General features: G+C 32.9%; 21 protein-coding genes. 8 read left to right on the top strand and 13 right to left on the bottom strand.

Translation table 11 applies throughout. From position 1 onward, the window contains the following. Positions 1–18: 18 nt before the first annotated feature. The 3 genes from B8963_RS06750 to B8963_RS06740 all read right to left on the bottom strand — a co-directional run bounded on the left by B8963_RS06750 (position 19) and on the right by B8963_RS06740 (position 3,909). On the bottom strand, positions 19–909 hold the full coding sequence (locus B8963_RS06750; protein WP_084060750.1) for a leucine-rich repeat domain-containing protein: 891 nt from the start codon (positions 907–909) through the stop codon (positions 19–21). Positions 910–934: 25 nt separating this feature from the next. After that, positions 935–1,825, bottom strand: coding sequence for a leucine-rich repeat domain-containing protein (locus B8963_RS06745; protein ID WP_084060626.1), 891 nt, complete (start codon positions 1,823–1,825; stop codon positions 935–937). Positions 1,826–1,995: 170 nt separating this feature from the next. Further along, entirely contained in the window at positions 1,996–3,909 is a 1,914-nt protein-coding gene (locus tag B8963_RS06740; protein WP_084060625.1) for an ABC-F family ATP-binding cassette domain-containing protein, read from the bottom strand. A gap of 87 nt (positions 3,910–3,996) precedes the next feature. Between B8963_RS06740 and B8963_RS06735 the strand changes: the two genes are divergently transcribed. Continuing rightward, positions 3,997–4,383, top strand: coding sequence for a DUF983 domain-containing protein (locus B8963_RS06735; protein WP_084060624.1), 387 nt, complete (start codon positions 3,997–3,999; stop codon positions 4,381–4,383). Between the two features lie 3 nt (positions 4,384–4,386). Here B8963_RS06735 and B8963_RS06730 read toward each other — a convergent pair whose 3' ends face one another. The 9 genes from B8963_RS06730 to B8963_RS06690 all read right to left on the bottom strand — a co-directional run bounded on the left by B8963_RS06730 (position 4,387) and on the right by B8963_RS06690 (position 16,246). Continuing rightward, positions 4,387–5,445: an NAD(P)/FAD-dependent oxidoreductase gene (locus tag B8963_RS06730; protein WP_084060749.1), complete on the bottom strand. Its 1,059-nt coding sequence runs from the start codon at positions 5,443–5,445 to the stop codon at positions 4,387–4,389. A gap of 86 nt (positions 5,446–5,531) precedes the next feature. Continuing rightward, positions 5,532–6,434 carry a type IX secretion system ring subunit PorN/GldN gene (gene porN / locus B8963_RS06725; protein WP_084060748.1) on the bottom strand — a complete coding sequence of 301 codons (903 nt, stop codon included), beginning with the start codon at positions 6,432–6,434 and terminating at the stop codon, positions 5,532–5,534. A gap of 104 nt (positions 6,435–6,538) precedes the next feature. After that, on the bottom strand, positions 6,539–8,098 hold the full coding sequence (gene porM, locus B8963_RS06720; RefSeq protein WP_084060623.1) for a type IX secretion system motor protein PorM/GldM: 1,560 nt from the start codon (positions 8,096–8,098) through the stop codon (positions 6,539–6,541). A gap of 58 nt (positions 8,099–8,156) precedes the next feature. Then, a complete protein-coding gene (porL, locus tag B8963_RS06715; RefSeq protein ID WP_084060622.1) occupies positions 8,157–8,807 on the bottom strand; it encodes a type IX secretion system motor protein PorL/GldL in 651 nt (216 codons plus the stop codon). A gap of 87 nt (positions 8,808–8,894) precedes the next feature. Beyond that, positions 8,895–10,253, bottom strand: a complete 1,359-nt coding sequence (porK, locus tag B8963_RS06710) for a T9SS ring complex lipoprotein PorK/GldK (RefSeq protein ID WP_084060621.1) — start codon at positions 10,251–10,253, stop codon at positions 8,895–8,897. Between the two features lie 120 nt (positions 10,254–10,373). Then, a complete protein-coding gene (locus B8963_RS06705) occupies positions 10,374–11,531 on the bottom strand; it encodes a formimidoylglutamase (protein ID WP_084060620.1) in 1,158 nt (385 codons plus the stop codon). Between the two features lie 106 nt (positions 11,532–11,637). Beyond that, positions 11,638–14,133: a type I DNA topoisomerase gene (topA, locus tag B8963_RS06700; protein WP_084060619.1), complete on the bottom strand. Its 2,496-nt coding sequence runs from the start codon at positions 14,131–14,133 to the stop codon at positions 11,638–11,640. Positions 14,134–14,286: 153 nt separating this feature from the next. Beyond that, a complete protein-coding gene (locus tag B8963_RS06695) occupies positions 14,287–15,525 on the bottom strand; it encodes an LVIVD repeat-containing protein (RefSeq protein ID WP_084060618.1) in 1,239 nt (412 codons plus the stop codon). Positions 15,526–15,589: 64 nt separating this feature from the next. Further along, on the bottom strand, positions 15,590–16,246 hold the full coding sequence (locus B8963_RS06690) for a class I SAM-dependent methyltransferase (protein ID WP_084060617.1): 657 nt from the start codon (positions 16,244–16,246) through the stop codon (positions 15,590–15,592). Between the two features lie 150 nt (positions 16,247–16,396). On the opposite strand from B8963_RS06690, the gene miaB reads away from it, so the two are divergent. From miaB to groL, 7 genes are all read left to right on the top strand, one after another. Continuing rightward, positions 16,397–17,842, top strand: a complete 1,446-nt coding sequence (miaB, locus tag B8963_RS06685; RefSeq protein WP_084060616.1) for a tRNA (N6-isopentenyl adenosine(37)-C2)-methylthiotransferase MiaB — start codon at positions 16,397–16,399, stop codon at positions 17,840–17,842. Positions 17,843–17,862: 20 nt separating this feature from the next. Further along, complete coding sequence (locus B8963_RS06680; protein WP_084060615.1) at positions 17,863–19,131, top strand: sigma-54 interaction domain-containing protein; 1,269 nt, start codon at positions 17,863–17,865, stop codon at positions 19,129–19,131. Positions 19,132–19,171: 40 nt separating this feature from the next. Continuing rightward, on the top strand, positions 19,172–19,690 hold the full coding sequence (locus tag B8963_RS06675; RefSeq protein ID WP_084060747.1) for an LptE family protein: 519 nt from the start codon (positions 19,172–19,174) through the stop codon (positions 19,688–19,690). A gap of 3 nt (positions 19,691–19,693) precedes the next feature. Then, positions 19,694–20,608: a hypothetical protein gene (locus B8963_RS06670; RefSeq protein ID WP_084060614.1), complete on the top strand. Its 915-nt coding sequence runs from the start codon at positions 19,694–19,696 to the stop codon at positions 20,606–20,608. Between the two features lie 2 nt (positions 20,609–20,610). After that, the gene (gene secG, locus B8963_RS06665; RefSeq protein ID WP_084060613.1) at positions 20,611–20,964 is read left to right on the top strand and encodes a preprotein translocase subunit SecG; all 354 of its coding nucleotides are present in this window, start codon (positions 20,611–20,613) and stop codon (positions 20,962–20,964) included. A 150-nt stretch (positions 20,965–21,114) separates the two neighbouring features. Then, positions 21,115–21,393 carry a co-chaperone GroES gene (locus B8963_RS06660; RefSeq protein ID WP_084060612.1) on the top strand — a complete coding sequence of 93 codons (279 nt, stop codon included), beginning with the start codon at positions 21,115–21,117 and terminating at the stop codon, positions 21,391–21,393. Between the two features lie 103 nt (positions 21,394–21,496). Continuing rightward, positions 21,497–23,125, top strand: coding sequence for a chaperonin GroEL (gene groL, locus B8963_RS06655; protein ID WP_084060611.1), 1,629 nt, complete (start codon positions 21,497–21,499; stop codon positions 23,123–23,125). Between the two features lie 98 nt (positions 23,126–23,223). On the opposite strand, the gene B8963_RS06650 is transcribed toward groL, so the two are convergent. Beyond that, complete coding sequence (locus B8963_RS06650) at positions 23,224–24,711, bottom strand: hypothetical protein (RefSeq protein ID WP_084060610.1); 1,488 nt, start codon at positions 24,709–24,711, stop codon at positions 23,224–23,226. Between the last annotated feature and the right edge of the window lie 78 nt (positions 24,712–24,789).

Genomic DNA, 24,789 nt, shown 5'->3' with positions numbered 1-24,789 from the left:
TTGTTAATTTCATTAAAATTAGTTGTCATTATCATCTTCGAATTTCGTATCTGCCATTCTTGTCATAAAACTATCAATATCTTTATATTTAGGAGATGTTTGGATTTTTTCTTTATCAAAATCAAAAACCAAAAGACTACTAGTTTTTATTGCATTAATATCTTCAAAAGAATCAAAACCATTATTTTGTACCTGAAATATTTCTAAGTTTGCTAATTGCCCAACTTCTTTTGGTATGGCACCATTTAATTGATTATTAGCCAAAACAAGTTCTTTTAATTTTTCTAGCTTACCAAATTCCGATGGCATAGTACCTTCTAAACTATTTTCAAACAATCCTAAGGTTTCTAAATTTTCCAGACTACCAATAGAATTGGGAATGGTTCCTTTAAAATTATTACTCGAAAGATTCAACACTTTTAGTCTTTTAAGCTCCCCAACACTATTAGGAATAGTCCCTGATAAAAAATTATTAAAAGCAGTTAATTCTTGAAGTTGAACCATTTCTCCTAAATTTTCAGGCAATGATCCTTTTAATCTATTCATTTCTATTTTAAGAACACTTAAGCGATGTAATTTACTAATCTCTGATGGTAATTCCCCAGTCAGCTGATTAAAGGCTAAATTAAGCTCTGTTAAGTATGTTAAATCTCCAATACTAGCTGGTATTGCACCAGACAAGTTGTTGTGAAATAAATTAATTTTAACAACAGCATTATTCTTCACTGTAACTCCATACCATGTATCTACAGATGTATTTAAATCCCAACTAGTATTCCATTTATCTCCATTGGTTTGTTTAAACAGCTCTAGTAATGCTTGTTTTTCTGATTTAGAAACATCAGCGAAAGAACTAAAACTCACCAAAAAAGTGGCTACTAAACATAATCCTATTATATTCCTTTTCATAGCACTAAAGTTTTCGTTAAAATAATTAGTTTGCTTGTTCATCTTCAAATATTGTTTTCGCTGTGCGTGTATTTGAATCTATGTATAAGTTTTTTAAGTCTTTTTTAATGATAGACTCTTGATTTCCGTCAAAATCAAAAAGTACCAAATTAGACACTGGGATATCTATATGATTTAAAAACTCCGTATTAAACTTATTTTTCTGAATCTGTAAGACTTCCAAATTTGGCATATTCATTATTTGAGATGGAAAATCATTAGAAAATCCATTCTCTGCAATGGCTAAAATTTGTAAATTTTTTAATTGTGTAAGACTTACAGGTATATCTCCACCCATATTATTATCAGAAAGTTCTAACCTTTCTAAATTAGCCAATTTTGCTAATGATCTAGGTAATTTACCGGTGATGTTATTATCCGATATTGATAATACTTTTAAACCAGATATGCTGCCAATAACTTCCGGTAATTCGCCTGAAATATTATTGCTAAACAGATCTAAATGTTCCAGACTTCTTAAGCCTCCTATTTCATTTGGAATGGAACCTGATAATTTATTTTTACCTAACCTTAAAACTTGTAAATGTTGTAACTGACATATTCCTACTGGTAGATTACCTTCTATGTTATTAAATGCAAGATTCAAAAGTTTAAGGTTTTCCAAATTGCCAATAGAATTTGGCAATGTACCTTCTAAATTATTATTAAACAAGGTAATGGAAACCACATGATTATTCTCTATAACAACACCGTTCCAATTGGATACTTTAGAAGATAAATCCCAAGTATTTTTCCAATTAGCACCATTGGTACTTTCGTATAAATCTATTAACGCATTTTTTTCCGCCTTTGGAATAGCAAACGTGAAAGATGTTATTAGCAACAATACTGCGATTATATTATTTCTGAATCTCATAAATTTAAATTAGTAGCTTCTTTAAACAAATAACTATAAGAATACTCCTACAAATTTAAACCATTGTACAAGATAAGCAAGATAAATTCGATGAACTACCCGCTATACCTGCATTTATGTTGCAAAAAAGCCTAAAACAGCTGTGAAAATACGTAAGTTAAAACTTACTTTTAGGCTAGATTTTCCATTTTCAACGTAAGATCTTCCCATTCCGACATCAAATCCTTTAACATCTTTTTCTTTTTCTCGTATGACTCGAAAAAATTAGGTTTGGCAATGGTAGTATCATAATTAGTAAGAAGTTCTTGATCTATCTTCTTAATTTCATTTTCCAATTGCGAAATTTTACTTTCTATAGAGCTCAGCTTATTATTCAGCGTTTTTATTTTCTTCTGCTCTTCGTAACTAATTTCTACTACTGGCTTTTTCTCTTTTTGAGTAACAACAACGTCTTTTTTCTCTATTTCTCTAAAATCGTCAACTTTGCGTTGTTCCAAATAAAAATCAATATCGCCTAAATATTCTTTAATTGCTCCATCTTTAAATTCGTAAACATTGTTTGTTAAGCCCTGAAGAAAATCTCTATCGTGCGAAACTAAAATAAGGGTACCTTCAAAACTCTGTAAAGCCTGTTTCAAAACATTTTTAGACTTTATATCTAAGTGGTTTGTTGGCTCATCCATTACTAAAACATTAAATGGCTGCAGTAGCATTTTGGCAAGTGCTAATCGGTTTCTTTCCCCTCCTGAAAGTACTTTTACGTATTTATCAACCTCATCTCCTCTAAACAGAAATGAACCTAAAATGTCCCTTACCTTACTCCTGTTTTTTTCGTTGGCAGCATCAATCATTGTATCTAAAATGGTTTTGTTACCATCTAAATATTCTGCTTGATTTTGAGCAAAATAACCGATTTGTACATTATGGCCAAGCTTTAATTTACCTGTATGCTCTAATTCTCCAACTATTATCTTTGCCAAAGTTGACTTCCCTTGGCCGTTTTGGCCCACAAATGCCGTTTTAATATCACGCTCAATAAGTAAATCAATATTATTAAGCACTTCTTTTTTACCATAGTGTTTTGATAAGTTATCTATTTCCACCACCACTTTTCCTGGGGTTATAGAAACCGGAAACTTTAAATTCATTACACTATTATCGTCCTCATCAACCTCTATTCTATCTAGCTTATCCAGTTTTTTTATTAAGGATTGTGCCATCGAGGCTTTTGAGGCTTTTGCTCTAAACTTTTCTATTAATTTTTCTGTTTGTTGTATTTGTTTTTCTTGATTTTTCTGAGCATTTAGTTGTTGCTCTTGAATTTCTTTACGAAGGATCAAAAATTCTGAATACGGTTTATTGTAATCGTATATTCTTCCCAAAGATATTTCTATAGTTCTATTCGTAACATTGTCTAAGAACATTTTATCGTGAGAGACAATGGCTACAGCGCTTGTACTGCTTTTTAAAAACTGCTCTAACCAAATGATAGATTCTATATCTAAGTGGTTCGTAGGTTCATCTAGCAGCAATACGTCGTTATTTTGCAATAACAGCTTTGCCAATTCTATTCGCATTCTCCAGCCACCAGAAAAAGTGTCGGTGTATTTATTAAAATCTTCACGCTTAAATCCTAAGCCTTGTAGAATTTTCTCAGTTTCACCTTGATAATTATATCCTCCTAAAATTTCAAACCTATGGGTTAAATCGCTTAAATCTTCAATTAGTTTAGAATAGATGTCACTTTCATAATCCGTACGTTCTGCCAATTGATGATTTATATCTTCCAATTGTTTCTCTATAGTTTTAATTTCTTCGAACGCCTGATAAGCTTCATCTAAAACGGTACGGCCTTGCTCAAAATCTAAATCTTGCTTTAAAAAACCAATCCTAACTTCTTTATCCGAAGCTATTACTCCGGTATCTGGCTGCATTTCTTTAGAAAGTAATTTTAAAAGAGTAGATTTTCCAGCCCCATTTTTACCAATAAGACCTACTCTGTCTCCTGAATTTAAACGAAAAGATATTTCTTCAAAAAGATATTCTCCTCCAAATGAAACAGAAAGGTTGTGTATATTAAGCATTTTTTGTTGTTATTATTATTGTTTTTTTGTGACTTTAGTTACATAAGAAACACTACTAAAATCTTACTTTTGCTAAAACTTTTGCAAATGTTAAAAAAAGGAAACAAACTCTACAGCATTTTAACAGGAACTTGCCCTAAATGTCATAATGAAAGCATGTATATGGATAAAAATCCCTATCATTTGACACAAATATTTAAAATGCATGAACGTTGCTCTCATTGTAATACCAAATACAAAATTGAGCCTTCTTTCTTTTATGGCGCAATGTACGTAAGTTATGGTGTTGGTATTGCATTTGCTGTAGCTGCATTTGTAATTTCTTTTCTCTTTATTGGCACAAGTTTAAAAACTAGTTTTTTTGCAATTCTTGGCACTTTAATTGTCTTTATGCCAATAATCATGAGACTATCACGAAATATTTGGATAAATATGTTCATGAAATACGATCCAGACGCAGTTAAGCAAAAGTAATATTTAATTTTTCTGGTAATATTTTTTAGTAAACCTCGCAATATCCATTTCGGGGTTTAAGTCTTGCTTATTTTCTATAAAATTATACAATGCTAATGATGCTGTAGGACCAATCATTACGCCACGAGATCCAAAACCATTTAAAATAAACAAGTTTTTATATTCAGGATGCCGCCCTACTAAAGGCCTCCGGTCCGCAACTGTAGGTCGAATACCTGCAACATGATCAACAACTTCATATTCGCATTTTAAAAATGTGTCTAGCTTTTCTAACAACTCATCCCTAGACTCTTGAGTGGGTTCATTGGTTTTATCTTTCCACTTATACGTTGCACCTACTCGATATAAATCATTTTCTAGCGGAATTATAAATACAGATGATTTAATTACGCCATTTTCTTTAAGTGCTGGCGCTTTAATGGTTAACAATTCTCCTTTGGTACCATTTAAAGGCAAATAAGCGAAATACGGATTTTCCTTTATGCCAAATCCAGTAGCGAATACAAGGTTTTTAGCTTTAATGGCATCGTATTCCACAAAATCTTCATGAAGATGAATCTTATTAAAATCGAAATTCTGTTTTGTAAATAGGTTTTTTTCTATCAAATAATCTTGATAACGTGCTAGTAATAATTTAGTATCTATTCTTCCTGTATGGAGCACTTGCCCATAACCAAATGGAGCATCAATTTGTTGGTTCTGGTTTTTTAGAATTTTGGTAGATAAAAAATAACTCAACTGTTTTTTGTCCGCCGCTTCGAACCACATATTTTGCTCTTCAATTGATGCAAATCTGCGTAAAACTGGAACTTTAAAATCGAGTTGCGTTTTTAGTTTACTTTCGAGATTTTTATAAAATGGTAAGGCAATAGCTAATTGTTCTTGAGCATTCCATGCCTGAGTAAATCTTTTTAAAATAACAGGATTATACAAGCCCCCAGCTACTACTGATGAGGTTTGTGAAGCATCAGAAATAACATGAAATGTTTTACTATTAGTTTCTAGTTGTTCACAAAAAGAAACCCCCGCTAAACCTAAACCAATTACTAAATAATCTATCATTGGGTAAAGGTAATTATTTGGCATAAAAAAAGTCCTAACCAAAATGGAAAGGACTTAAAAATTGTATTGAATTGGATTTTTTTACACTAGTAACTCCACATGTCTTGTTCTTTGTCTCTAATCGTTTCTTTTATACGATCAGATTCAAGTAATTGGAATAAAGAGTTATCAGAAATATAGTCTTTAATTGCACGGTCACCATAAACGTTATCTTCTTTATAGATGGTTGCTTCAAATCGACGAGCGTTTAGCAACATATCAAAAGATATTGGCTGGGCCGAATTTCTTTGATTAAATACTTTTGCTTCATGAAGAACTTGTCTTGCACTTGGATACCAGATCCAAAATAAGGCAACTTTATTTTCTTCTTGATCCATAGATTCGTCATCAATAAAGTTAACGTCTGGAGCTCTAGGAGCAATACCTAACAATCTGTATTTAAGTTCACCTTGGCGTTTGTCAAAATACCAGATTCCTTTAATTAAGTATTCTTCTAAATCTGCAGCAGTTAAATCTCTTCTGTTGATATATTCTGGAGATACTTGCTCACCTGCATTTAATTGTTCATACCCATAATCGGTAGTATCAACTTTTTGCAAAGTAGCTTGTAAATCTGCAAATTTTCTTTTTTCAGTAAAATAAGAATCTACATAAATATCTTCAATTTTACCATTTTTAATATTCTTAATAAGAACATCATATAATGATCTTCTATCAGAACCAATATCCACAGTATCTATTGGATAGTATAGCGGAAAGTTTACACGTTCATCTAAATCGATTACTTCCCATACAGTTTTTGACCAAAGAATATCTCTATCATCAACATAACCGTAATCTAAAGGAGCATCGTTATCCATCTCTATTTGAGAGTTTGTTTTTTTACCAATCTCCTCTGGCTTTTTGGCATTTAATATATTCGCCTGAGCCATCATTGAAATAGGTAATAAAGATACCGCTCCAATTAATAAAACATTTTTCCAATTCATTTTTAAAAATTTATTTGTTTTTACACCTTTACTAAAATTTGTCATAAATCATTCAAATTATATTTTTCGAATGATTTATGACTCACTCCAATAAATTTTCCCTACTAGTTTGTAAGTTCTACCACTACTGGAGAAACTTTTTTCAACTTGTAAGATTTGTTATTTGTTATATAAGCTTCAATATCAAATATTTGAACAGCATCTCCACGACCAGCTCTTTTCAAAGCAGCCAAAGCAGCACCATTTAATTTGTTACCGTTAACCACAACTGTTGGTTGACCAGGAACTTTGAATTTGAAACCACTTACTGCAAGATTTAAATCGAAATCAAAATCTTCTAATAAAGCACCTACTGTAGATATTTCTAAGTTAGTTCTTGGCATTTTTGCAGTGTTAGTTTCTCCTCTAATAGAACCGTTTGGTCTTGGAATATCTTTAATTCTGAATTCAGATTTAGAAGATACTGTTTGTCCGTCAGGTAATTTACCGGAAGCACTAATTGTTACTGTTCTACCAGTTCCAGGGTTCATTACATACTGGCTACCAGATCTTTTAGACAGACCAGGAGCAGAAGCATTTACCTTATTATCTGGAATACCAGGAATAGAAATAGACATTGGGTTAGCAACACCACGGTAAACAACATTCATTTTATCAGCAGCAATTAAAGCAGCACTTGGCTTAGAAATTGTTGCGAAAGAGTTGTTAACAGTTACAGGAACCTCTGTACCATCTTGCATGAAGTACAAAGTACCTTCAATTACGTGGTCACCAGGATTTCCAGCTCCGATTAACATCTTAACACCACCAGCTTCGATAGCGTAATCTGTTCCTGCACTTAATTTTCTACCATCTAAAGTTAATTCAGCTCTTACTGGTGTAGAAGAATTATCTGTTTTACTAATGATAATTTTACCATCGTATTTTTCACCAGAGTAGAATGCAGACTTAGAACCAAATAAAGAAGTTTTAAAGTTCTTTAATGAAACTTGGTCAGTTAAGTTACCAGCCAACATTGCTTTTAGAGCAGCCTCTTCAGTAGATTTAATATCTGCTTGTAAAGCCGTAAGTTTAGTTAAAGATGCAATTAATGGGAAACCTTCATAATGATAGTTAATCCAATCTTGCTTAGATTTATCTTTCTTTACTACTTTACCATTAGCATCGCCAGTTTCAAATCTAGCAACTACTGATGATTTTAATGCCGCAGGCACTAATTCAGCCACTTGCTTGCGGTAATCTTGAATTCTTTTCATGAATTCTTTACCTCCTTCAGCAAGACCGTCTCCACTAAATAATTTTTGATCAAGATAATCCGACTTATCCATTACTTGGTAATCTGTTGGATCCTCAACGTCTTTAGTCATTTCTTTCTTAAGACCTTCTAAGTAATCAAAATACTCTTGAGACAATTTTTGCACTTGTTGTGCTTTTTTATAATCTTCAGCATATTTAGCAGCATCTTCCGAAGCTTTTGTTTCCAAATTTTCTAAGAATGCTAAATTATTATCTGTAGTTTTCGCGTTAGAAACTTCTAGCTTTTCATTCATAAGACCGAATGCTGCTAGAACTTCTTTACTCATATTCAGGGCCAACATCGCGATAAAGATCAAATACATTAAGTTGACCATTTTCTGACGTGGTGATTGTTTTCCTCCTGCCATTTTTTCTAATTAGTTTTAAAATTAATTTTGATTTGGGTTTGCGTATCTTAGATACTAATTAGTTTCTTGACATTGCAGACAACATTCCACCGTATACTCCATTAAGAGATGACAAGTTTGTTGACAATGATGCCATTTGATCTTTTAATGCTGTAGAGTTTTGAACAACTTCTTCATTAATAGAAGCTTGTTTGCTTGCACTCTCTAACTGTACTTTGTAAAGGCTATTTAATGATTCCATCTGAGCGGCAGCTTGTACCATTTCTTCAGAATATTTCTTAGTAGAAGCCATTGCGTCTACTGTAGGAGCAATACCTTTAGCAGCACCTTCAAAGTTTCTAATGCTAGAGCCTAAACTTTCCATTAAGTTTGCATCTACACCAGCTTCTTTTAATAAATCATCTAATTTTTTAGATAATGAAGCTTCAGATTCTTGAATTTCTGCTTTAACATTGCTTCTTGCAACACCTTCTCCTCCTGCTAATTCAGGATATACTAAAGACCAATCGTATTCGTCTTCTACTGGTTCAAATGCACTAATAGCAAAAATAAGTGCCTCTGTAATAAGACCTATTGCAAGTAGAATACCCCCATTTAAAGGACCTAACTCCCAGTGTAAGATTTTGAATAATGCACCGATAATTACTACTGATGCTCCTAGGCCGTAGGCCATGTTAAATAATTTCTTTGTTGATTTTGACTGTGCCATAATTTTAATTTAATTTCAGGTTAACGTTAATAAAAATAAGGATTTGGTTTTAATTTAATTTGATTTTAATTTGTGTACTTGTTAATATTATTTATTTAATGGTTTGTTTTCTTCAACACCCATATAATCTTGTACGGTTCTGAAACCTATGTAACTACGTGCTGAATCTTGATACTCGTAATCTCTAGTACTTACCTGTAGGAAGTAAGCAACATCTTTCCAAGAACCACCTCTAATTACTTTACGAGCATTCTTAGCTCCTCCGCCGTTAGGGTTCATTGTTGATACATACTCGTAAGAGTTTGGATCATAGCTAGAATCTGTCCATTCAGAAACGTTTCCAGCCATATTATATAAGTTATAATCGTTTGGCGCAAATGATTTAGCTTCTACGGTGTATAATGCGGTATCTGCTGCGTAATCTCCACGTTGTGGTTTAAAGTTAGCCATAAAGCATCCTGTGTCGCTAATTACATATGGGCCACCCCAAGGATATGTACCACCTTCGATACCACCTCTAGCTGCGTATTCCCATTCTGCCTCTGTTGGTAATCTAAATTGATTAACAAATTGCTTTCCTTTAGATTTTTGATCATCATTCTTGAATTTTGTTCTCCAGTTACAAAATGCTTTAGCTTGTTTCCAGCTTACACCCACTACAGGATATTCACTGTAAGCGTCATGCCAGAAGTAATCATTATGCATTGGTTCATTATAAGAATACTCAAAATCTCTAATCCAAACTGTTGTATCCGGATATATTTCTAATTCTTCTTGTTTTATGAAATCTTTTCTACTGCCTTTACCTTTTGCTCTAGCTGCAGCTTCAATATCCATCCAAGAATACTTATACTTTAATTGAGTAACATCTATTGTGCGCTGTCCATTATAAGATTCTTCTTCAGAAATATATAATTTGTCCATTACCTCAACATAGTACTCATCTGGGTATTCAGAAGTATCCCAAACCAAATCTTGATCTAGATTTAAGGCTCTACCTTCATAATCTATACCTGAATACATATCAAGCATATATTTGTCATACGCTGATAATTTTGTAGTATCTGCATCTTTAAATGCGTAATCTCCTATACCACCATCTTCAGGACCTAGTCCTAATTCATCAGCCAAAATGGCTAATTTGGTTCTAACGATAGAATCTCTAACCCATTCTACGAATTGGCGATACTCACTATTTGTAATTTCCGTATCGTCCATATAAAAAGAGCGTACGGTTACAGTTTTGGTTGGAGCGTTTAGAACTTGAGCTTGGTCTTCTTCACTCTTACCCATGATATAGGATCCCTGAGGAATTAACTCCATACCATAAGGCTTTTCAGGATACCACTTTTTTCCTTGGGCTCCGACTAGTTCTCCTTTTGTTTTAGACCCACAACTGCTGAGTAAAACAACAAACGCTATAGATGATAACAATAGCTTCTTCATACTTTAGGTTAAATTTCGATTAAGATTGTAATTTTAAAAACACATTTATTATTCTCTAAAACTTCGTTTTGATTAAAATATTGTGTCAAATGTATTATCCTTTAATTTTTTTTTAAAAATTTAATTAAAGCCTTTTTTATAAGCTTTAAACCACCGCTCAGGAATAATTTGATTACAAGCATCAAGATAATCCTGCTCCGTGCAAGGTAATAACGCAGGTATATTTGTTTTATTATGTGAAGTTAAAATTGTTGGCACTTCTACCCACCATCTTTCAGTAAGATTACTTTTATGGTAGATAAGATCGTCCGCATCAGTAGGAACAATGAATTTGGTGAAATCTTCTTTATTTACAAAAGGAGACTCTTTTACCCTATAATTATGGCCTTCAAAAAAATACCACAAAATTTGTGCTATTAATTGATATGCCTGTGGCGTGTTCTCCGCTTCGTAAACTCCAAAGACATTTACTTTATCGCTAATACCAGCATACCTGGCTATAGCGCATATTTCTTTACCAGTAAAACCATTAGGTGAAAAATTTTCAGACATAGAAATTTCACTTGCCTTTACGGCCCGAAGATCTATGCTTACAATGTTGGAATCTCTTAATACCGGCTCCGCCAAAGAAATGTCAGATGAAATTTCTCCCAACCGATATCCATCAAAAAAAAGACGCTCCATTAAATCTAATTCTTCTTGAGCACAGAAATAACTCTGATATCCTAAATTTGAAAAATTAAATAAATTGTTAGGCTTATCGGTAATAATCTTACTCATGTAAGAATGAGAAGAGATAAGTTCGTCATTATCACCAAAATCGAATCTACTATCTACAGACACTAGATTCACCATATTTCTTAACCCATCAAAAGCTCTATACGTAGGATACGTAATATCTTGTGTGGCACCTATAACAACAGCAACAATATCTTCTTCTATAAGTTCCGCTACAATTTCTTTTACAACAAAATAGGTGTCTTCTACCGCTTCGCCTTCATTAATATCTCCAAGGTCAACGATGGTACTATTCCAATTTCCCATCATAAGCTTATAAAGATGCCTTCTTATTTCTGAAGTATTTAAGCTTTCATGCTTTTTTTCAAAGGCATTTCTAGATTCATTAACCCCAATTATTGCAAAAGATGCATTTGCCAAAACAGGCAATCCTTTACGTTCTGTATGTTTATGAATTTTATTTCCTAAGGCTTGCGCAGGTAATAATTCGCAATGTGCTAGTATTTTATCATCAATAGGAACTAAAAAATCGAATGCCATTACTACTAATTGGTTAGAATATTATGAATAATTATCATATCAAATATAGCACACCTTCTTGAAATAATTCAAGAAGGTGTGCTAACTTATTATCAAAATAAAAACTTTATTTTTTTGCTTTTTTCTTGGGTGCTGCCTTTGCCTTTTTCTTTGGCGTTTTCTTTTCGATCATGGCTTGCGCTTGTTCAAGAGTAATTTTGGTAGCATCAACATCTTTAGATAATTCTACTTTAATTTTCCCTTTTATTACATTATGCCTTCCCCAACGTGCCTTTTCTACTCGAATCCCTTCGGCTTTCCAGTCATGAACCACCTTATCTATCTCTTTCTGCTTTTTGGTTTCGATAAGTTCAATAATATCCGCTTTCGAAAGGTTATCAAAGTCGTACTTTTTGCTCACATTAATGAACATTCCATCCCATTTAATAAATGGTCCAAAGCGCCCGGTTCCTTTTGTTACTTCTTTGTCTTCGTAATTTAAAATAGGAGCATCTGCTTTTATCTTATCATCAATAAGTTCTTTTGCTCTATCAAAATCTACATCAAAAGCACTTTCGCCTTTATCTAAAGAGATAAATTTATCGCCAAATTTAATATAAGGTCCAAATCTACCCACGTTTGCTAAAACTTCTTCTCCTTTATGTACGCCCAAATCTCTTGGCAACGTAAAAAGCTCCATGGCCTCGTCAAAAGTTATTGTATTTAACGACTGATCCGGCAAAAGACTAGCAAATACAGGTTTCTCTTCTTCTTCAGAGGAGCCAATTTGCACCATAGGTCCAAATCTTCCTAAACGAACCAACACTTGTCTACCTGATTTTGGATCTACACCCAATATTCGTTCACCACTTGCTCTATCAGCATTTTCTTCTACATCTAATACTTTTGGATGAAAATCTTTATAAAAATTCTTCATCACTTTTTGCCAATCTTCTTTCCCTTCGGCTATATCATCAAAATCTTCTTCTACTTTAGCCGTGAAATTATATTCCATAATTCCAGAAAAGTGACTTACTAAAAAGTCAGTAACAATGATTCCAATATCTGTAGGGACTAACTTGCCTTTATCCGAGCCAACATTTTCCGTTAAATTCTTGGTTTGAATAGCGTTATTTTCAAGCACTAACTGCACGTACTTACGCTCTACTCCATCAATAGTTCCTTTTTCTACATACCCTCTATTTTGTACTGTAGAAATTGTTGGTGCATAGGTAGATGGTCTACCAATACCTAATTCTTCTAATTTTTTTACTAAAGAGGCTTCTGTAAAACGATATGGAGGTCTTGAAAATCGTTCTGTAGCTGTAATATAATTATTTATTAAAGCCTCACCTTCTTCCATTGCGGGAAGCATACCTTCTTGCTCTTCGGCTATATCTTCATCATCAAGGTCTTCCATATATACTTTTAGAAAACCATCAAATTTAATTACCTCACCATTTGCGGTAAACTCTTCATTGTGTCCGGCACAGCTTATTTTAACATTGGTACGCTCTAGTTCAGCATCACTCATTTGCGAAGCTAAAGTACGTTTCCAAATTAATTCGTATAATTTCTCTTGATCACGTTCTAGAGAAACATTTTGAAGCTTCATATCTGTTGGGCGGATGGCTTCGTGAGCTTCTTGTGCACCTTTAGATTTGCCTTTAAAATTACGTGTATTACTGTACTCTTTTCCGTAATTTTCTAAGATAGCTTCTTTGGCGGCATCTAATGCTTCTTTAGATAAGTTAACGCTATCTGTTCTCATGTAAGTTATAAGTCCCGCTTCATATAGTCGTTGCGCAACCTGCATGGTTCTTCCTACAGAGAAATATAATTTTCTAGATGCTTCTTGTTGTAAAGTTGATGTTGTAAAAGGAGCTGCTGGCGTTTTCTTCGCTGGTTTCTTATCTAGACTTGCAACTGCAAATTTAGAGTTCATATTCTCCTTTAAGAAAGCTTCTGCCTCTTTTTTAGTTGCAAAAGTCTTATTGAGTCTAGCAGAAAAAATACTACCTTCATTCGTTTTGAATTGTGCAGTTATTTTAAAAGATGCTTCTGGTGTAAAAGACTCTATATCTCTTTCACGTTCTACAATTAATCGCACTGCAACTGACTGTACTCTACCAGCAGAAAGTCCTGGTTTTATTTTTTTCCAAAGTACTGGCGATAATTCGTAACCTACTAATCTATCTAATACACGTCTTGCTTGTTGTGCATTTACAAGATCATAATTTATTTCTCTTGGGTTTTCAATCGCTTTTTGTATTGCAGCTTTGGTAATACTGTTAAATACTATTCTTTTGGTTTTCTTTTTATCTAAATCTAACTCTTGCTCTAAGTGCCAAGAAATAGCCTCTCCTTCTCTATCCTCATCACTCGCTAGCCATATCATATCCGCTTTCTTGGCTAAATCTTTCAATTTTTTAACTAAAACTGATTTATCCTTACTTACAATATATTTTGCTTTAAAATCATTTTCTACATCTACCCCTAATTCTTTAGATGGTAAATCTGCTATATGACCAAAACTGGATTCTACCTTGAAGTCTTTTCCTAAAAATTTTTCAATAGTTTTTGCTTTTGCAGGAGACTCTACGATTACTAAATTCTTTGCCATTAAGTAGTTTTTGGTGCTACAAAAGTATACCAATTTTTTTATTTTTTGTTGTATGACAACTATATAGGTGTGAAAAATGAATTTTACGCTACAAAAAAACACACCAAAATTGGTGTGTTTTCATAGCAAACAAGAATAAAAATCACTAAAATTTTATTTCAATGAAAGTGTACTTAATAATTTAATTTTATTATCTAAATATTCATATTGATATAGTGTTTCCTCGCCTATCATCAACAAACTTGTTTCTAAAGGGATTACATCAAAAGTATTGATATCTTTAAAATGATTCAATTCTACTAAATTATTTACATCTGTTTTATCGTATACCTTTAAACCTGATGCACCATCGCAAATAAATATTTTTTCATCTTTTATTCCCAATCCATAAGGCCCGTCCATTGGATACGCTTTTAAAAGATTTGGATTTGTTAAGTCTTTAATATCTATAATTAACAATTCGCTGGCCGTTGCTCCACAAGAATTACCACCTCTTAATGTTACATAGGCATAGTTTTCATCTGCAACAACAGGATCACATGCTGTACCATGCTGAAATTCTGAAACTAACGTTGGTGATGCCGGTTGTGTTATATCATATATATACATACCGCTTTTACTCCCCAAAAATAAATTAGCTCCCAGATTAAAAATAGTTTCAATATCAAAACCTGCAAAAACAGATTCTAAATTTTTTGGATTTTCTAAATTTTGAATGTCGAATACGTTAATATTATGATTGTCCACTGCATATAAATAATCATCTACAATTTTAAAACGAGCTAAAGATCCTCCTTGACCTACGGATGCGTCGTTAAAAGCTTCTGCCATGGTAAAAAAGTTGCCTTCAAATCTATTTTGGTATTCTTCAACACGTCTACGTTCTGTGGTAGTTTCCCATCCTATAACTATTTCATTAGTATAATCAAAATCACCATATTCATAAAAATCAGCTTCAGCAGGCCAAACCACGTTTTCGTTTAGCACACCTTTAAGTCGGTTTACCTCTTTTATATTGTCCATATTAGAAATATCGATTACTATTAAATCCGATAGGCTATCAGCATACAAATAATCATTCTTTACAGATATATCTACATTACCTGGGATTTTTATGTAAGCGATTTTTTTAGGCGCATTCGGATTTCTATTATCTATAACATGAATTCCTTGAAATTTATCATTTACAAAAATGTATTTTTTATACGCATATATTTTGCCAGAAGATTCAATGTACTTTGGTGGCAATACCGCGATACTAGCTTCAAAATCTGCCTTTGAAATAGTTAAAGGTCTTGCGACAATGTAATCTGCATAATCGCTATCATTCTCATGACAAGAAAATAGTAGGCAAGAACCTAAAACCAACAACAAGATTATTTTAACTTTCATAAGTATTTGTATTAAGATTGATTTCTAGATAGATACACAAATGTTGGTTTGGTTGCGAAAAAATTTAAAAATTCTGATACATAGTGGTTCGGATACAACTTTTATTATCAATTGAAATATTTAATAACACTTCTTCAAATTCTGGATTAAAATTAAATGGTGCTGCCGCAATATTTACACCACTCTTATACTTTAATCGGTTACCCATACTCGTCACCATGTCTAAATTTGGCTGAAAATTACCTGAAGGTAAATGTTCTGTGATAATTATGTATTTATATGTTTTTAATTTAGAAACAATTTGCAATATTTCTTTATTAGATAAATGTTGTAAAACTTGTCTAATAAGTACACAATCTGCTTTAGGTAGTTCATCTTTACAAATATCTAAGCATAAAAACGATACATTTTCTTGTGTAAATTTTGCGCTATTTCTTTCTATTAAATTTTCAACAATATCAATTCCAATATATGCTTTGGAAAAGGCAGCCAATTGTTTCCCCACATTAAAATCGCCACAACCTAAATCACAAACCACAAGTGGTGTATTGGCACTTTTTAAGAAACCAGCAACCATATTTACATAAGGCTCAACAATAGTAAGGTTGTGCGAACCATCACCGGAATAAAAATCTTGTTCTTTACCTCCCCACAAATGCTTTTCGTAAATCTGATACATTACATCTTTTGTCGCCCAAGGCTTTTTATCCTCTTTTCTCATTTAAAATTTTGTAACTCTTAATATCAACGAAATTGCAATAATAATGTTGGAATACAAATTTCACTTATTTTTAACTGCCAATTTGACAGAACGCATGTAAAAATCTTATCTTTGCAACCAAATTGCTTAACCTATTGCTAATCAAAACGCATGGAGGAGAAAATTATTAATGAAGAATTACAAGGACAAAGTATTGTTCTTGAAAAAAATCTGGGAAATGATCGCAAGCTTTATATTGAAAGTTATGGCTGCGCTATGAATTTTTCCGACAGTGAAATTGTTGCGTCAATCCTTTCAAAAGAAGGTTTTAATACCACTCAAATTTTAGAAGAAGCCGATTTAGTTTTGGTAAATACCTGCTCTATTCGCGAAAAAGCAGAATTAACTGTTCGTAAGCGATTAGAAAAATTTAATGCCGTTAAAAAAACGCGCCCACATATGAAAGTTGGGGTTTTAGGCTGCATGGCAGAACGCCTTAAAAGTAAATTTTTAGAAGAAGAGAAAATTGTAGACATGGTCGTAGGCCCAGATGCCTATAAAGATTTACCAAATCTAATTCAAGAGATTGATGAAGGTCGTGATGCAGTAAACGTAATTCTTTCCAAAGAAGAAACGTATGGAGATATAACTCCAGTACGTTTAAACACCAATGGTGTAAGTGCTTTTGTTTCTATAACTCGTGGTTGTGATAATATGTGTACTTTTTGCGTTGTACCCTTTACAAGAGGTAGAGAACGCAGTAGAGAACCACAGTCTATTTTAAAAGAAATACAAGAGCTTTCAGATAAAAATTTCAAGGAAATTACCTTACTAGGTCAGAATGTAGATAGTTATTTATGGTATGGAGGCGGGCTGAAAAAAGAATTTGCAAATGCTTCTGATATGCAAAAAGCTACCGCTGTAAATTTTTCAGCATTGCTAGACACTGTAGCCAGAACTTTTCCAAAAATGCGAATTCGTTTTTCTACATCTAATCCGCAGGACATGACTTTAGATGTCATAGAAACCGTTGCAAAACATGCTAATATTTGCAATCACATTCACTTACCTGTACAAAGTGGAAGCAATCGCATTCTAAAAGAAATGAATAGATTACATACTATTGAAGAGTATTTTGAATTGATTGATAACATTCGAAGAATTCTACCAGATTGTGCAATTTCTCAAGATATGATTTCTGGTTTCCCAACAGAAACCGAAGAAGATCATCAAGATACACTTAATGCCTTAAAAAGGGTAAAGTATGATTTTGGTTATATGTATTCTTATTCTGAAAGACCAGGCACAATGGCTGCCAGAAAACTAAAAGATGATGTTCCAGAGGAAGTTAAAAAAAGAAGACTAGCAGAAATAATTGCTGTACAAAGAGAAAGTGGACATTATAGAACCAAACAACATCTTGGTAAAATTGAAGAAGTACTGATTGAAGGCACTTCTAAAAAGTCCGATGCAGATTGGATGGGAAGAAACTCTCAAAATGCCGTCGTAGTTTTTCCAAAAGAAAATTACAAGGTTGGCGATTTTGTATTGGTTAAAATAACAGATTGCACAAGCGCCACTTTACTTGGCGAAGCAATAGAACTTGTAGTTAAATAATTAAGTTGGCATACTATTAAATGGAATCAGTACAAGCAATAAAACAACGTTTTGAAATTATAGGTAACGATCTTAAACTAAATCGTGCTATAGAAAAGGCTATCCAAGTTGCGCCAACAGATATTTCAGTTCTTGTAACTGGGGAAAGTGGTGTTGGTAAAGAAGCTATCCCAAAAATAATACATGCCTTATCCCATAGAAAACATGCAAAATATATTGCTGTTAACTGCGGAGCCATCCCAGAAGGCACTATAGATAGTGAGCTTTTTGGTCATGAAAAAGGAGCTTTTACAGGTGCGACAACAACAAGAAGTGGTTATTTTGAAGTTGCCGATGGTGGTACAATTTTTTTAGATGAAGTTGGCGAATTACCCCTAACAACACAAGTTCGCTTACTACGTGTTCTTGAAAATGGTGAATTTTTAAAAGTAGGCTCTTCACAAGTACAAAAAACAAATGTGAGAATTGTTGCGGCCACAAACGTAAATATGTTTCAAGCTATTGAAAAGGAAAAATTTAGAGAAGATTTATACTATAGATTGAGTACTGTTGAAATTGCTATTCCTCCTTTACGCGATAGAAAAGATGACATTCATTTACTATTTAGAAAATTTGCTTCCGATTTTGGACAAAAATATAAAATGCCTACTATAAGATTAGATGACGAGGCTGTTGCTGTTCTTTTAAAATATAGATGGCCAGGAAATATTCGTCAACTTAGAAATATTGCCGAACAAACATCTGTTTTAGAGGAGAACAGAAGTATTTCTGCATCAACTTTAATAGGCTATTTACCTAATGCAGGAAGCTCCAATCTTCCAGCAATCGTAGACAAACAAAAAAAGGAAAGCGATTTTAGTAACGAACGTGAAATCCTTTATAAAGTATTGTTCGATATGAAAGGGGATTTAAATGACCTTAAGAAACTTACCTTAGAGTTGCTAAAAAATAATGATACAGGCAAAGTACAGCAGGAAAATGAAAATTTAATTCGTAAAATTTACGGTAACGAAGATGAACCATATACAGAAGACGCTGAAGAAAGTAATGAAATTCTTCATTTACCAGAACCTAAAGTAGAACATACTTTTACTAAACCAACAGTTGAGGATAAGTATCATTTTGCCGAAGAAATAGAAGAAGAAGAAACCTTATCTTTACAAGAAAAGGAGATAGAGTTAATTACTAAATCTTTAGAACGCAACAAAGGAAAAAGAAAGGCTGCAGCTGCGGAATTAGGTATATCGGAGCGTACTTTATATCGAAAAATAAAACAGTACGATTTGTAGCCAATTATTGATTCAATTACAAACTTTAAAAAAATTACAATTGACAAAATTCAAATATTTATTCTTTATTATATTGCTTACAGCAACCTTCACTAGTTGCAAGTTTTATAATTTTACTGGTGGTGATCAGGGACTAGCAAAAACTTTTGAAGTGCGTATGTTTCAAAACTACGCCTCACAGAGTCCGGGATCTACTTTTGAACCTGGTATTGATCGTGATTTTACACAAGCTCTACAAAATTTAATCATAAACCAAACCAGTTTAGATTTGGTACCTTCTAATGGTGATTTATTATATGAAGGTGAGATTACAGAGTTTAGAATATCGCCAATGACAGCTACAGCCAACCAAACAGCTGCACAAAATAGATTAAGCATGAGAGTAAATGTGCGCTTTTTTAATAAAACAAAAGAAGATGTAGATTTTGAACAACCATTTTCTTTCTTTTATGACTATCCAGCGAACTCTAGTTTTTCTAGTGTAAAATCAGCTGCATTAGAAGAAATTTATGAACGTATAACACAAGATATTTTCACTGCATCATTAGCAGACTGGTAGCCTATGAATGTATCCGATTTTACTTATTTATTACAACATCCTGAAAAGGTAGTTTCTCCTGTGCAAACGAATCAACTAGATGATATTTTAGATGAATTTCCCTATTTTCAAGCAGCAAGAGCTATTCAATTAAAAGGATTAAAAAACCTAAATAGTTTTAAATACAATAGCGCTCTTAAAACTACTGCGGCATACACTACAGATAGAGATGTGTTATTTGATTTCATCACTTCTCCAGAATTTCTTCAGAATAAAATAGCAGATAGCATTTCTGGCAAAGCAACCTCATTGAAAGAAACAGCTATTGAGTTTGAAACCATAGTTGCCGAAGAAAAGAAAGAGTCTTTATTAGAAGAAACCTCAGAAGACAAAGCTTTACCACAAAGCATTAAAGATGCAGAGCAAATATTAGATCCTGCACTTTTTAGTTCTAAAGACCCAAAAATTGATATTGAAATAGCTGAAGCTAAAAAACAAGAAGAACAAATTACTTTAGGAAGTCCTATACCATTTACTAAAAAAGAAAAATACTCTTTTAAAGAATGGATGGAACTAGCATCTAAAAAGCCTATTGAAAGAGAACCTGTAAACAAACCAGAAAAAGATACCGTAAAAAAAATAGCTGCTAAAAAAGATTCTAGAAAAAAGAAATTTGAATTAATTGATCAGTTTATAGAGAACAACCCAAAAATAATTCCGATAGAAAAAAACACTCCAGTAATCCCTATTGAAGATTCTGTAAAAATTGACAAAAACGAGTTAATGACAGAAACTTTAGCTAAAGTTTATTTGGAGCAAAAAAAGTTTAAAAAAGCTATTCAAGCATATAAAATTTTAAGTTTGAAATATCCAGAAAAAAGTAGTTTCTTTGCAAGCCAAATAAAATTGGTACAAACAATTCAAAAAGATAATAAATAAAGATGAGCACGTTTACAATATTCTTAATCCTTATAATCATTGTGAGCCTTTTATTAATGCTGGTTATCATGGTGCAAAACCCAAAAGGCGGAGGATTATCTTCATCATTTGGAGGTGGTGGAACACAAGTAGCTGGTGGTGTTAAAAAAACAGGTGACTTTTTAGACAAAAGCACATGGACATTAGCAACACTTTTAATAGTACTAATTCTACTTTCAAACATTTCATTAAAGGACAATTTTTCAAAGTCCGATTCTAAGTTATTACAAGGTGATGGTATCGAGAATACAATTCCAGATGCATTACCGGAACCAATTTCAACACCTTCAGGAGACACTACTTCTGACTCAGAATAGCGTTTAAAAAACATAAGAATACTAAAAATGCCAGCTTAAAATGACAAGCTGGCATTTTTCATTTACAAAGTGTCAGTAAATAAGCAATGGCATAATTTCTGCCTTTAATAGAGAAATAAAAATAATTCAATTTTAAAAAAATTTAATCATATGGCTAAAGTTAACATTAAACCATTGGCAGATCGAGTACTTATTGAGCCAATGGCGGCTGAAACAAAGACTGCTTCTGGACTTTACATTCCAGATACTGCAAAAGAAAAACCACAAAAAGGAAAAGTTGTAGCTGTTGGTCCTGGTACAAAAGATGAAAAAGTTACTGTTAAAGTTGGTGACACCGTACTTTATGGTAAATATGCTGGTACGGAGCTAAAATTGGAAGGCACTGACTTCTTAATGATGCGTGAAAGCGACATATTAGCTATCATATAAATAAATTTTCTGTTATTTCTGTGAAAACGGAAATCTTTAAAATAAAATTATAAGATGAATTTATTTCCCAACTCTTTGGGAATGACTAAAATAAAATACAAAAATGGCAAAAGATATTAAATTTGATATAGATGCACGTGACGGTTTAAAAAGAGGCGTTGATGCATTAGCAAATGCAGTAAAAGTAACCCTTGGACCAAAAGGTAGAAACGTAATAATTAGCAAATCTTTTGGTGCTCCAGTAGTAACTAAAGATGGTGTTACTGTTGCAAAAGAAATAGAATTATTAGACCCACTTGAAAATATGGGCGCGCAAATGGTTAAAGAAGTTGCTTCTAAAACCAATGATTTAGCAGGAGATGGTACAACTACCGCTACTGTTTTAGCGCAAGCTATAGTAAAAGAAGGTTTAAAAAACGTAGCTGCTGGTGCAAATCCAATGGATTTGAAAAGAGGTATTGACAAGGCTGTTGAGGCAATTGTTGCAGACCTTACAAAACAAGCTAAGAAAGTTGGTGATTCTTCAGACAAAATAAAACAAGTTGCCTCTATTTCTGCTAATAATGACGAGACAATTGGTGAATTAATCGCTCAGGCATTTGGCAAAGTAGGCAAAGAAGGAGTAATTACCGTTGAGGAAGCTAAAGGAACTGATACTTATGTAGATGTTGTTGAAGGAATGCAATTTGACAGAGGATACCTTTCTCCTTATTTTGTAACCGATTCAGAAAAAATGGTTTCTGAATTAGACAATCCTTATATTTTATTATTTGACAAGAAAATATCTTCAATGAAAGATATTCTTCCTGTTCTTGAGCCTGTTGCTCAATCAGGAAAACCACTTTTAATTATTGCAGAAGATGTTGATGGTGAAGCATTAGCAACTTTGGTAGTTAACAAATTAAGAGGTTCCTTAAAAATCGCTGCAGTGAAAGCTCCTGGTTTTGGTGATAGAAGAAAAGCTATGCTTGAAGATATTGCTATCTTAACTGGTGGTACTGTTATTTCTGAAGAAAGAGGTTTCTCTCTTGAAAATGCTTCTTTAGATTTATTAGGTACTTGCGAAAAAATTTCTATTGATAAAGACAACACTACTATCGTAAATGGTTCTGGTGTAGCTAAAGATATTAAAGGAAGAGTTAACCAAATAAAGGCGCAAATAGAATCGACTACATCGGATTACGATAAAGAAAAGTTACAAGAGCGTTTAGCTAAACTTTCTGGTGGTGTTGCTGTACTTTACGTTGGAGCTGCTTCTGAAGTAGAAATGAAAGAGAAAAAAGACAGAGTTGATGATGCCTTACACGCAACTAGAGCTGCTGTAGAAGAAGGTATTGTTGCTGGTGGTGGTGTTGCACTTGTTCGTGCAAAAGCTGTTCTTGCTAAATTAAAAGCTGAAAATGCTGATGAAGAAACAGGAATGCAAATTGTTGCTAGAGCTATTGAAGCACCTTTAAGAACTATTGTTGAAAATGCTGGTGGTGAAGGTTCTGTTGTAGTTTCTAAAGTTTTAGAAGGTAAAGGAGATTTTGGTTACGATGCTAAATCTGAAGTTTACACAGATATGATGAAAGCAGGTATTATTGATCCTAAGAAAGTAACAAGAGTTGCATTGGAAAATGCTGCGTCTGTTGCGGGAATGATCTTAACTACAGAATGTGCTTTAATTGATATTAAAGAAGATGCTCCTGCTGGCCCACCAATGGGTGGCGGTATGCCAGGAATGATGTAGTGGTTAGACCATAACATAATAATTTAAAAGCCCACTTTGGTTGAACCAAAGTGGGCTTTTTATTTACATGGTATGTCTCGTCCTGAAATACCTATATATTATTTCAAGATCATTAAACTTTTCTCTGAACCTCTGGTATTAATCATAATAAACTGATTATTCTTATAGGTACCATAAGCTGGTTGGTAAAAATTAGCGCCTTTGTTATCCTGAATTTTAGTATAGGTTACTTCACCGTTTTCCGAATATGCAAAATCATACAATGCAGAAGATTCAAAAATTCCTTTTGAAACCTTTACTCTACCATCTTCTTTATCTTTTAAATTTTTACCAGAATTTAATACAACATGCAATTGGTTTTCTTTTAAAAAAGCATTGTACGATGGTGCATTTGCTTTTTTAAATACACTTCTCCCCCATTCTAATGTTCCAGATGCATTTAACTTTAATATAAGTATATTATTATAATGTGGCGTTGTTGTTGTATATCCACCAAATTGTCCATTACTCACATAAGTGGTAGAAATAAAAAATTCTTCTGCCAACAAATAAGTATTGCCATTAGCGTCTTCTATAGTATAATCCACAAAGTAATTACTCAACTCTTTATCCTTTTTATCTTCTGCATTATCTTCACCAAATATGTCCTCAAAAACAGCGATCGGTAATTGCGATAATTGTTTGTTTTCAACCACAAGTGTATTCGGATTTACTTGAAAATCACACCCTCCTTTTATCTTGTTTACATTACGCTCAGAATAAAATCCTAAGAGATGTAGTTTATGGTTTTTAAAACTTATTGTCAATGATTTTATTTGTTCCTGATCTAAGGCAATACTCTGCACATCAATCTTTGAGGTATTTACCTTATTTAGCACAAATTCATAATTCGCCTTATTATCAATTTTATTTTTTCTTCCTTCCATAAAAAGTTTGCCCAAAACAAAAACATTAGCATCATTATCCACTGCCAAATCATTGAGCTCAAAATATTTCTCAATATGTTCTTGATACGATTGTTCAAAAACTACTTCTAAGGTATTAGCATCAAAAAGATGAATCGTATAAGAATTACTTTTCTTTTTAATATTATCTGTTGTCATTGCCAGATATTTCCCATTTGGGGATTGTGCAAAATTTGTTTGACGTTTATTTGCACCTGAAAATAAAGCCGCATTACTTTCCAACGTTTTTTGAAAAAGTTGCTTTTTAGTATAGGACTTAGTATTAATATTGAATGTGTAGCAATAAACTACACGCTCTTTACTAGATGGAGCGTACAACGTAATTACTTTTATCTGGTTCTCAAAATAGAGTGAAGCCCTAAATTCTTCCTTTCGTTCAATGTCGATTATTGCATTACTTATTCTTTCTAATGACGCATTAAAGACATCAAAAAGCATTTGTCTTGTGTTAAATCTAATTACACCGGTGTCGCCATTATCATTTGTTTGCATAGCTACAACATCGGGAGCCTCCACAGAATCATGAAAAGGTTTACTTTCAATAACTTGTAGACTTGTCTGATTTTGCGAATAAATACTAATAACAAAAAAGACAGAAAGGAATACTAAAATAGGTTTCATAGTTAAGGTTAGTTTAGTTTTTTAAGCACACTAAATATCAACAAAAAAAGCCATTTTTTATGACAAAAAATGGCCTTC

It is taken from the genome of Cellulophaga tyrosinoxydans, from assembly GCF_900176415.1.
Classification (GTDB): domain Bacteria; phylum Bacteroidota; class Bacteroidia; order Flavobacteriales; family Flavobacteriaceae; genus Cellulophaga; species Cellulophaga tyrosinoxydans.
Note: the sequence above shows the minus strand (reverse complement) of the source record. Positions and strands in the feature narration are given on the sequence as shown.

Coding starts and splice junctions, on each gene's coding strand:
- B8963_RS06750 (WP_084060750.1), bottom strand. CDS start 909: ATGAAAAGGAATATAATAGGATTATGTTTAGTAGCCACTTTTTTGGTG.
- B8963_RS06745 (WP_084060626.1), bottom strand. CDS start 1,825: ATGAGATTCAGAAATAATATAATCGCAGTATTGTTGCTAATAACATCT.
- B8963_RS06740 (WP_084060625.1), bottom strand. CDS start 3,909: ATGCTTAATATACACAACCTTTCTGTTTCATTTGGAGGAGAATATCTT.
- B8963_RS06735 (WP_084060624.1), top strand. CDS start 3,997: ATGTTAAAAAAAGGAAACAAACTCTACAGCATTTTAACAGGAACTTGC.
- B8963_RS06730 (WP_084060749.1), bottom strand. CDS start 5,445: ATGATAGATTATTTAGTAATTGGTTTAGGTTTAGCGGGGGTTTCTTTT.
- porN (WP_084060748.1), bottom strand. CDS start 6,434: ATGAATTGGAAAAATGTTTTATTAATTGGAGCGGTATCTTTATTACCT.
- porM (WP_084060623.1), bottom strand. CDS start 8,098: ATGGCAGGAGGAAAACAATCACCACGTCAGAAAATGGTCAACTTAATG.
- porL (WP_084060622.1), bottom strand. CDS start 8,807: ATGGCACAGTCAAAATCAACAAAGAAATTATTTAACATGGCCTACGGC.
- porK (WP_084060621.1), bottom strand. CDS start 10,253: ATGAAGAAGCTATTGTTATCATCTATAGCGTTTGTTGTTTTACTCAGC.
- B8963_RS06705 (WP_084060620.1), bottom strand. CDS start 11,531: ATGGCATTCGATTTTTTAGTTCCTATTGATGATAAAATACTAGCACAT.
- topA (WP_084060619.1), bottom strand. CDS start 14,133: ATGGCAAAGAATTTAGTAATCGTAGAGTCTCCTGCAAAAGCAAAAACT.
- B8963_RS06695 (WP_084060618.1), bottom strand. CDS start 15,525: ATGAAAGTTAAAATAATCTTGTTGTTGGTTTTAGGTTCTTGCCTACTA.
- B8963_RS06690 (WP_084060617.1), bottom strand. CDS start 16,246: ATGAGAAAAGAGGATAAAAAGCCTTGGGCGACAAAAGATGTAATGTAT.
- miaB (WP_084060616.1), top strand. CDS start 16,397: ATGGAGGAGAAAATTATTAATGAAGAATTACAAGGACAAAGTATTGTT.
- B8963_RS06680 (WP_084060615.1), top strand. CDS start 17,863: ATGGAATCAGTACAAGCAATAAAACAACGTTTTGAAATTATAGGTAAC.
- B8963_RS06670 (WP_084060614.1), top strand. CDS start 19,694: ATGAATGTATCCGATTTTACTTATTTATTACAACATCCTGAAAAGGTA.
- secG (WP_084060613.1), top strand. CDS start 20,611: ATGAGCACGTTTACAATATTCTTAATCCTTATAATCATTGTGAGCCTT.
- B8963_RS06660 (WP_084060612.1), top strand. CDS start 21,115: ATGGCTAAAGTTAACATTAAACCATTGGCAGATCGAGTACTTATTGAG.
- groL (WP_084060611.1), top strand. CDS start 21,497: ATGGCAAAAGATATTAAATTTGATATAGATGCACGTGACGGTTTAAAA.
- B8963_RS06650 (WP_084060610.1), bottom strand. CDS start 24,711: ATGAAACCTATTTTAGTATTCCTTTCTGTCTTTTTTGTTATTAGTATT.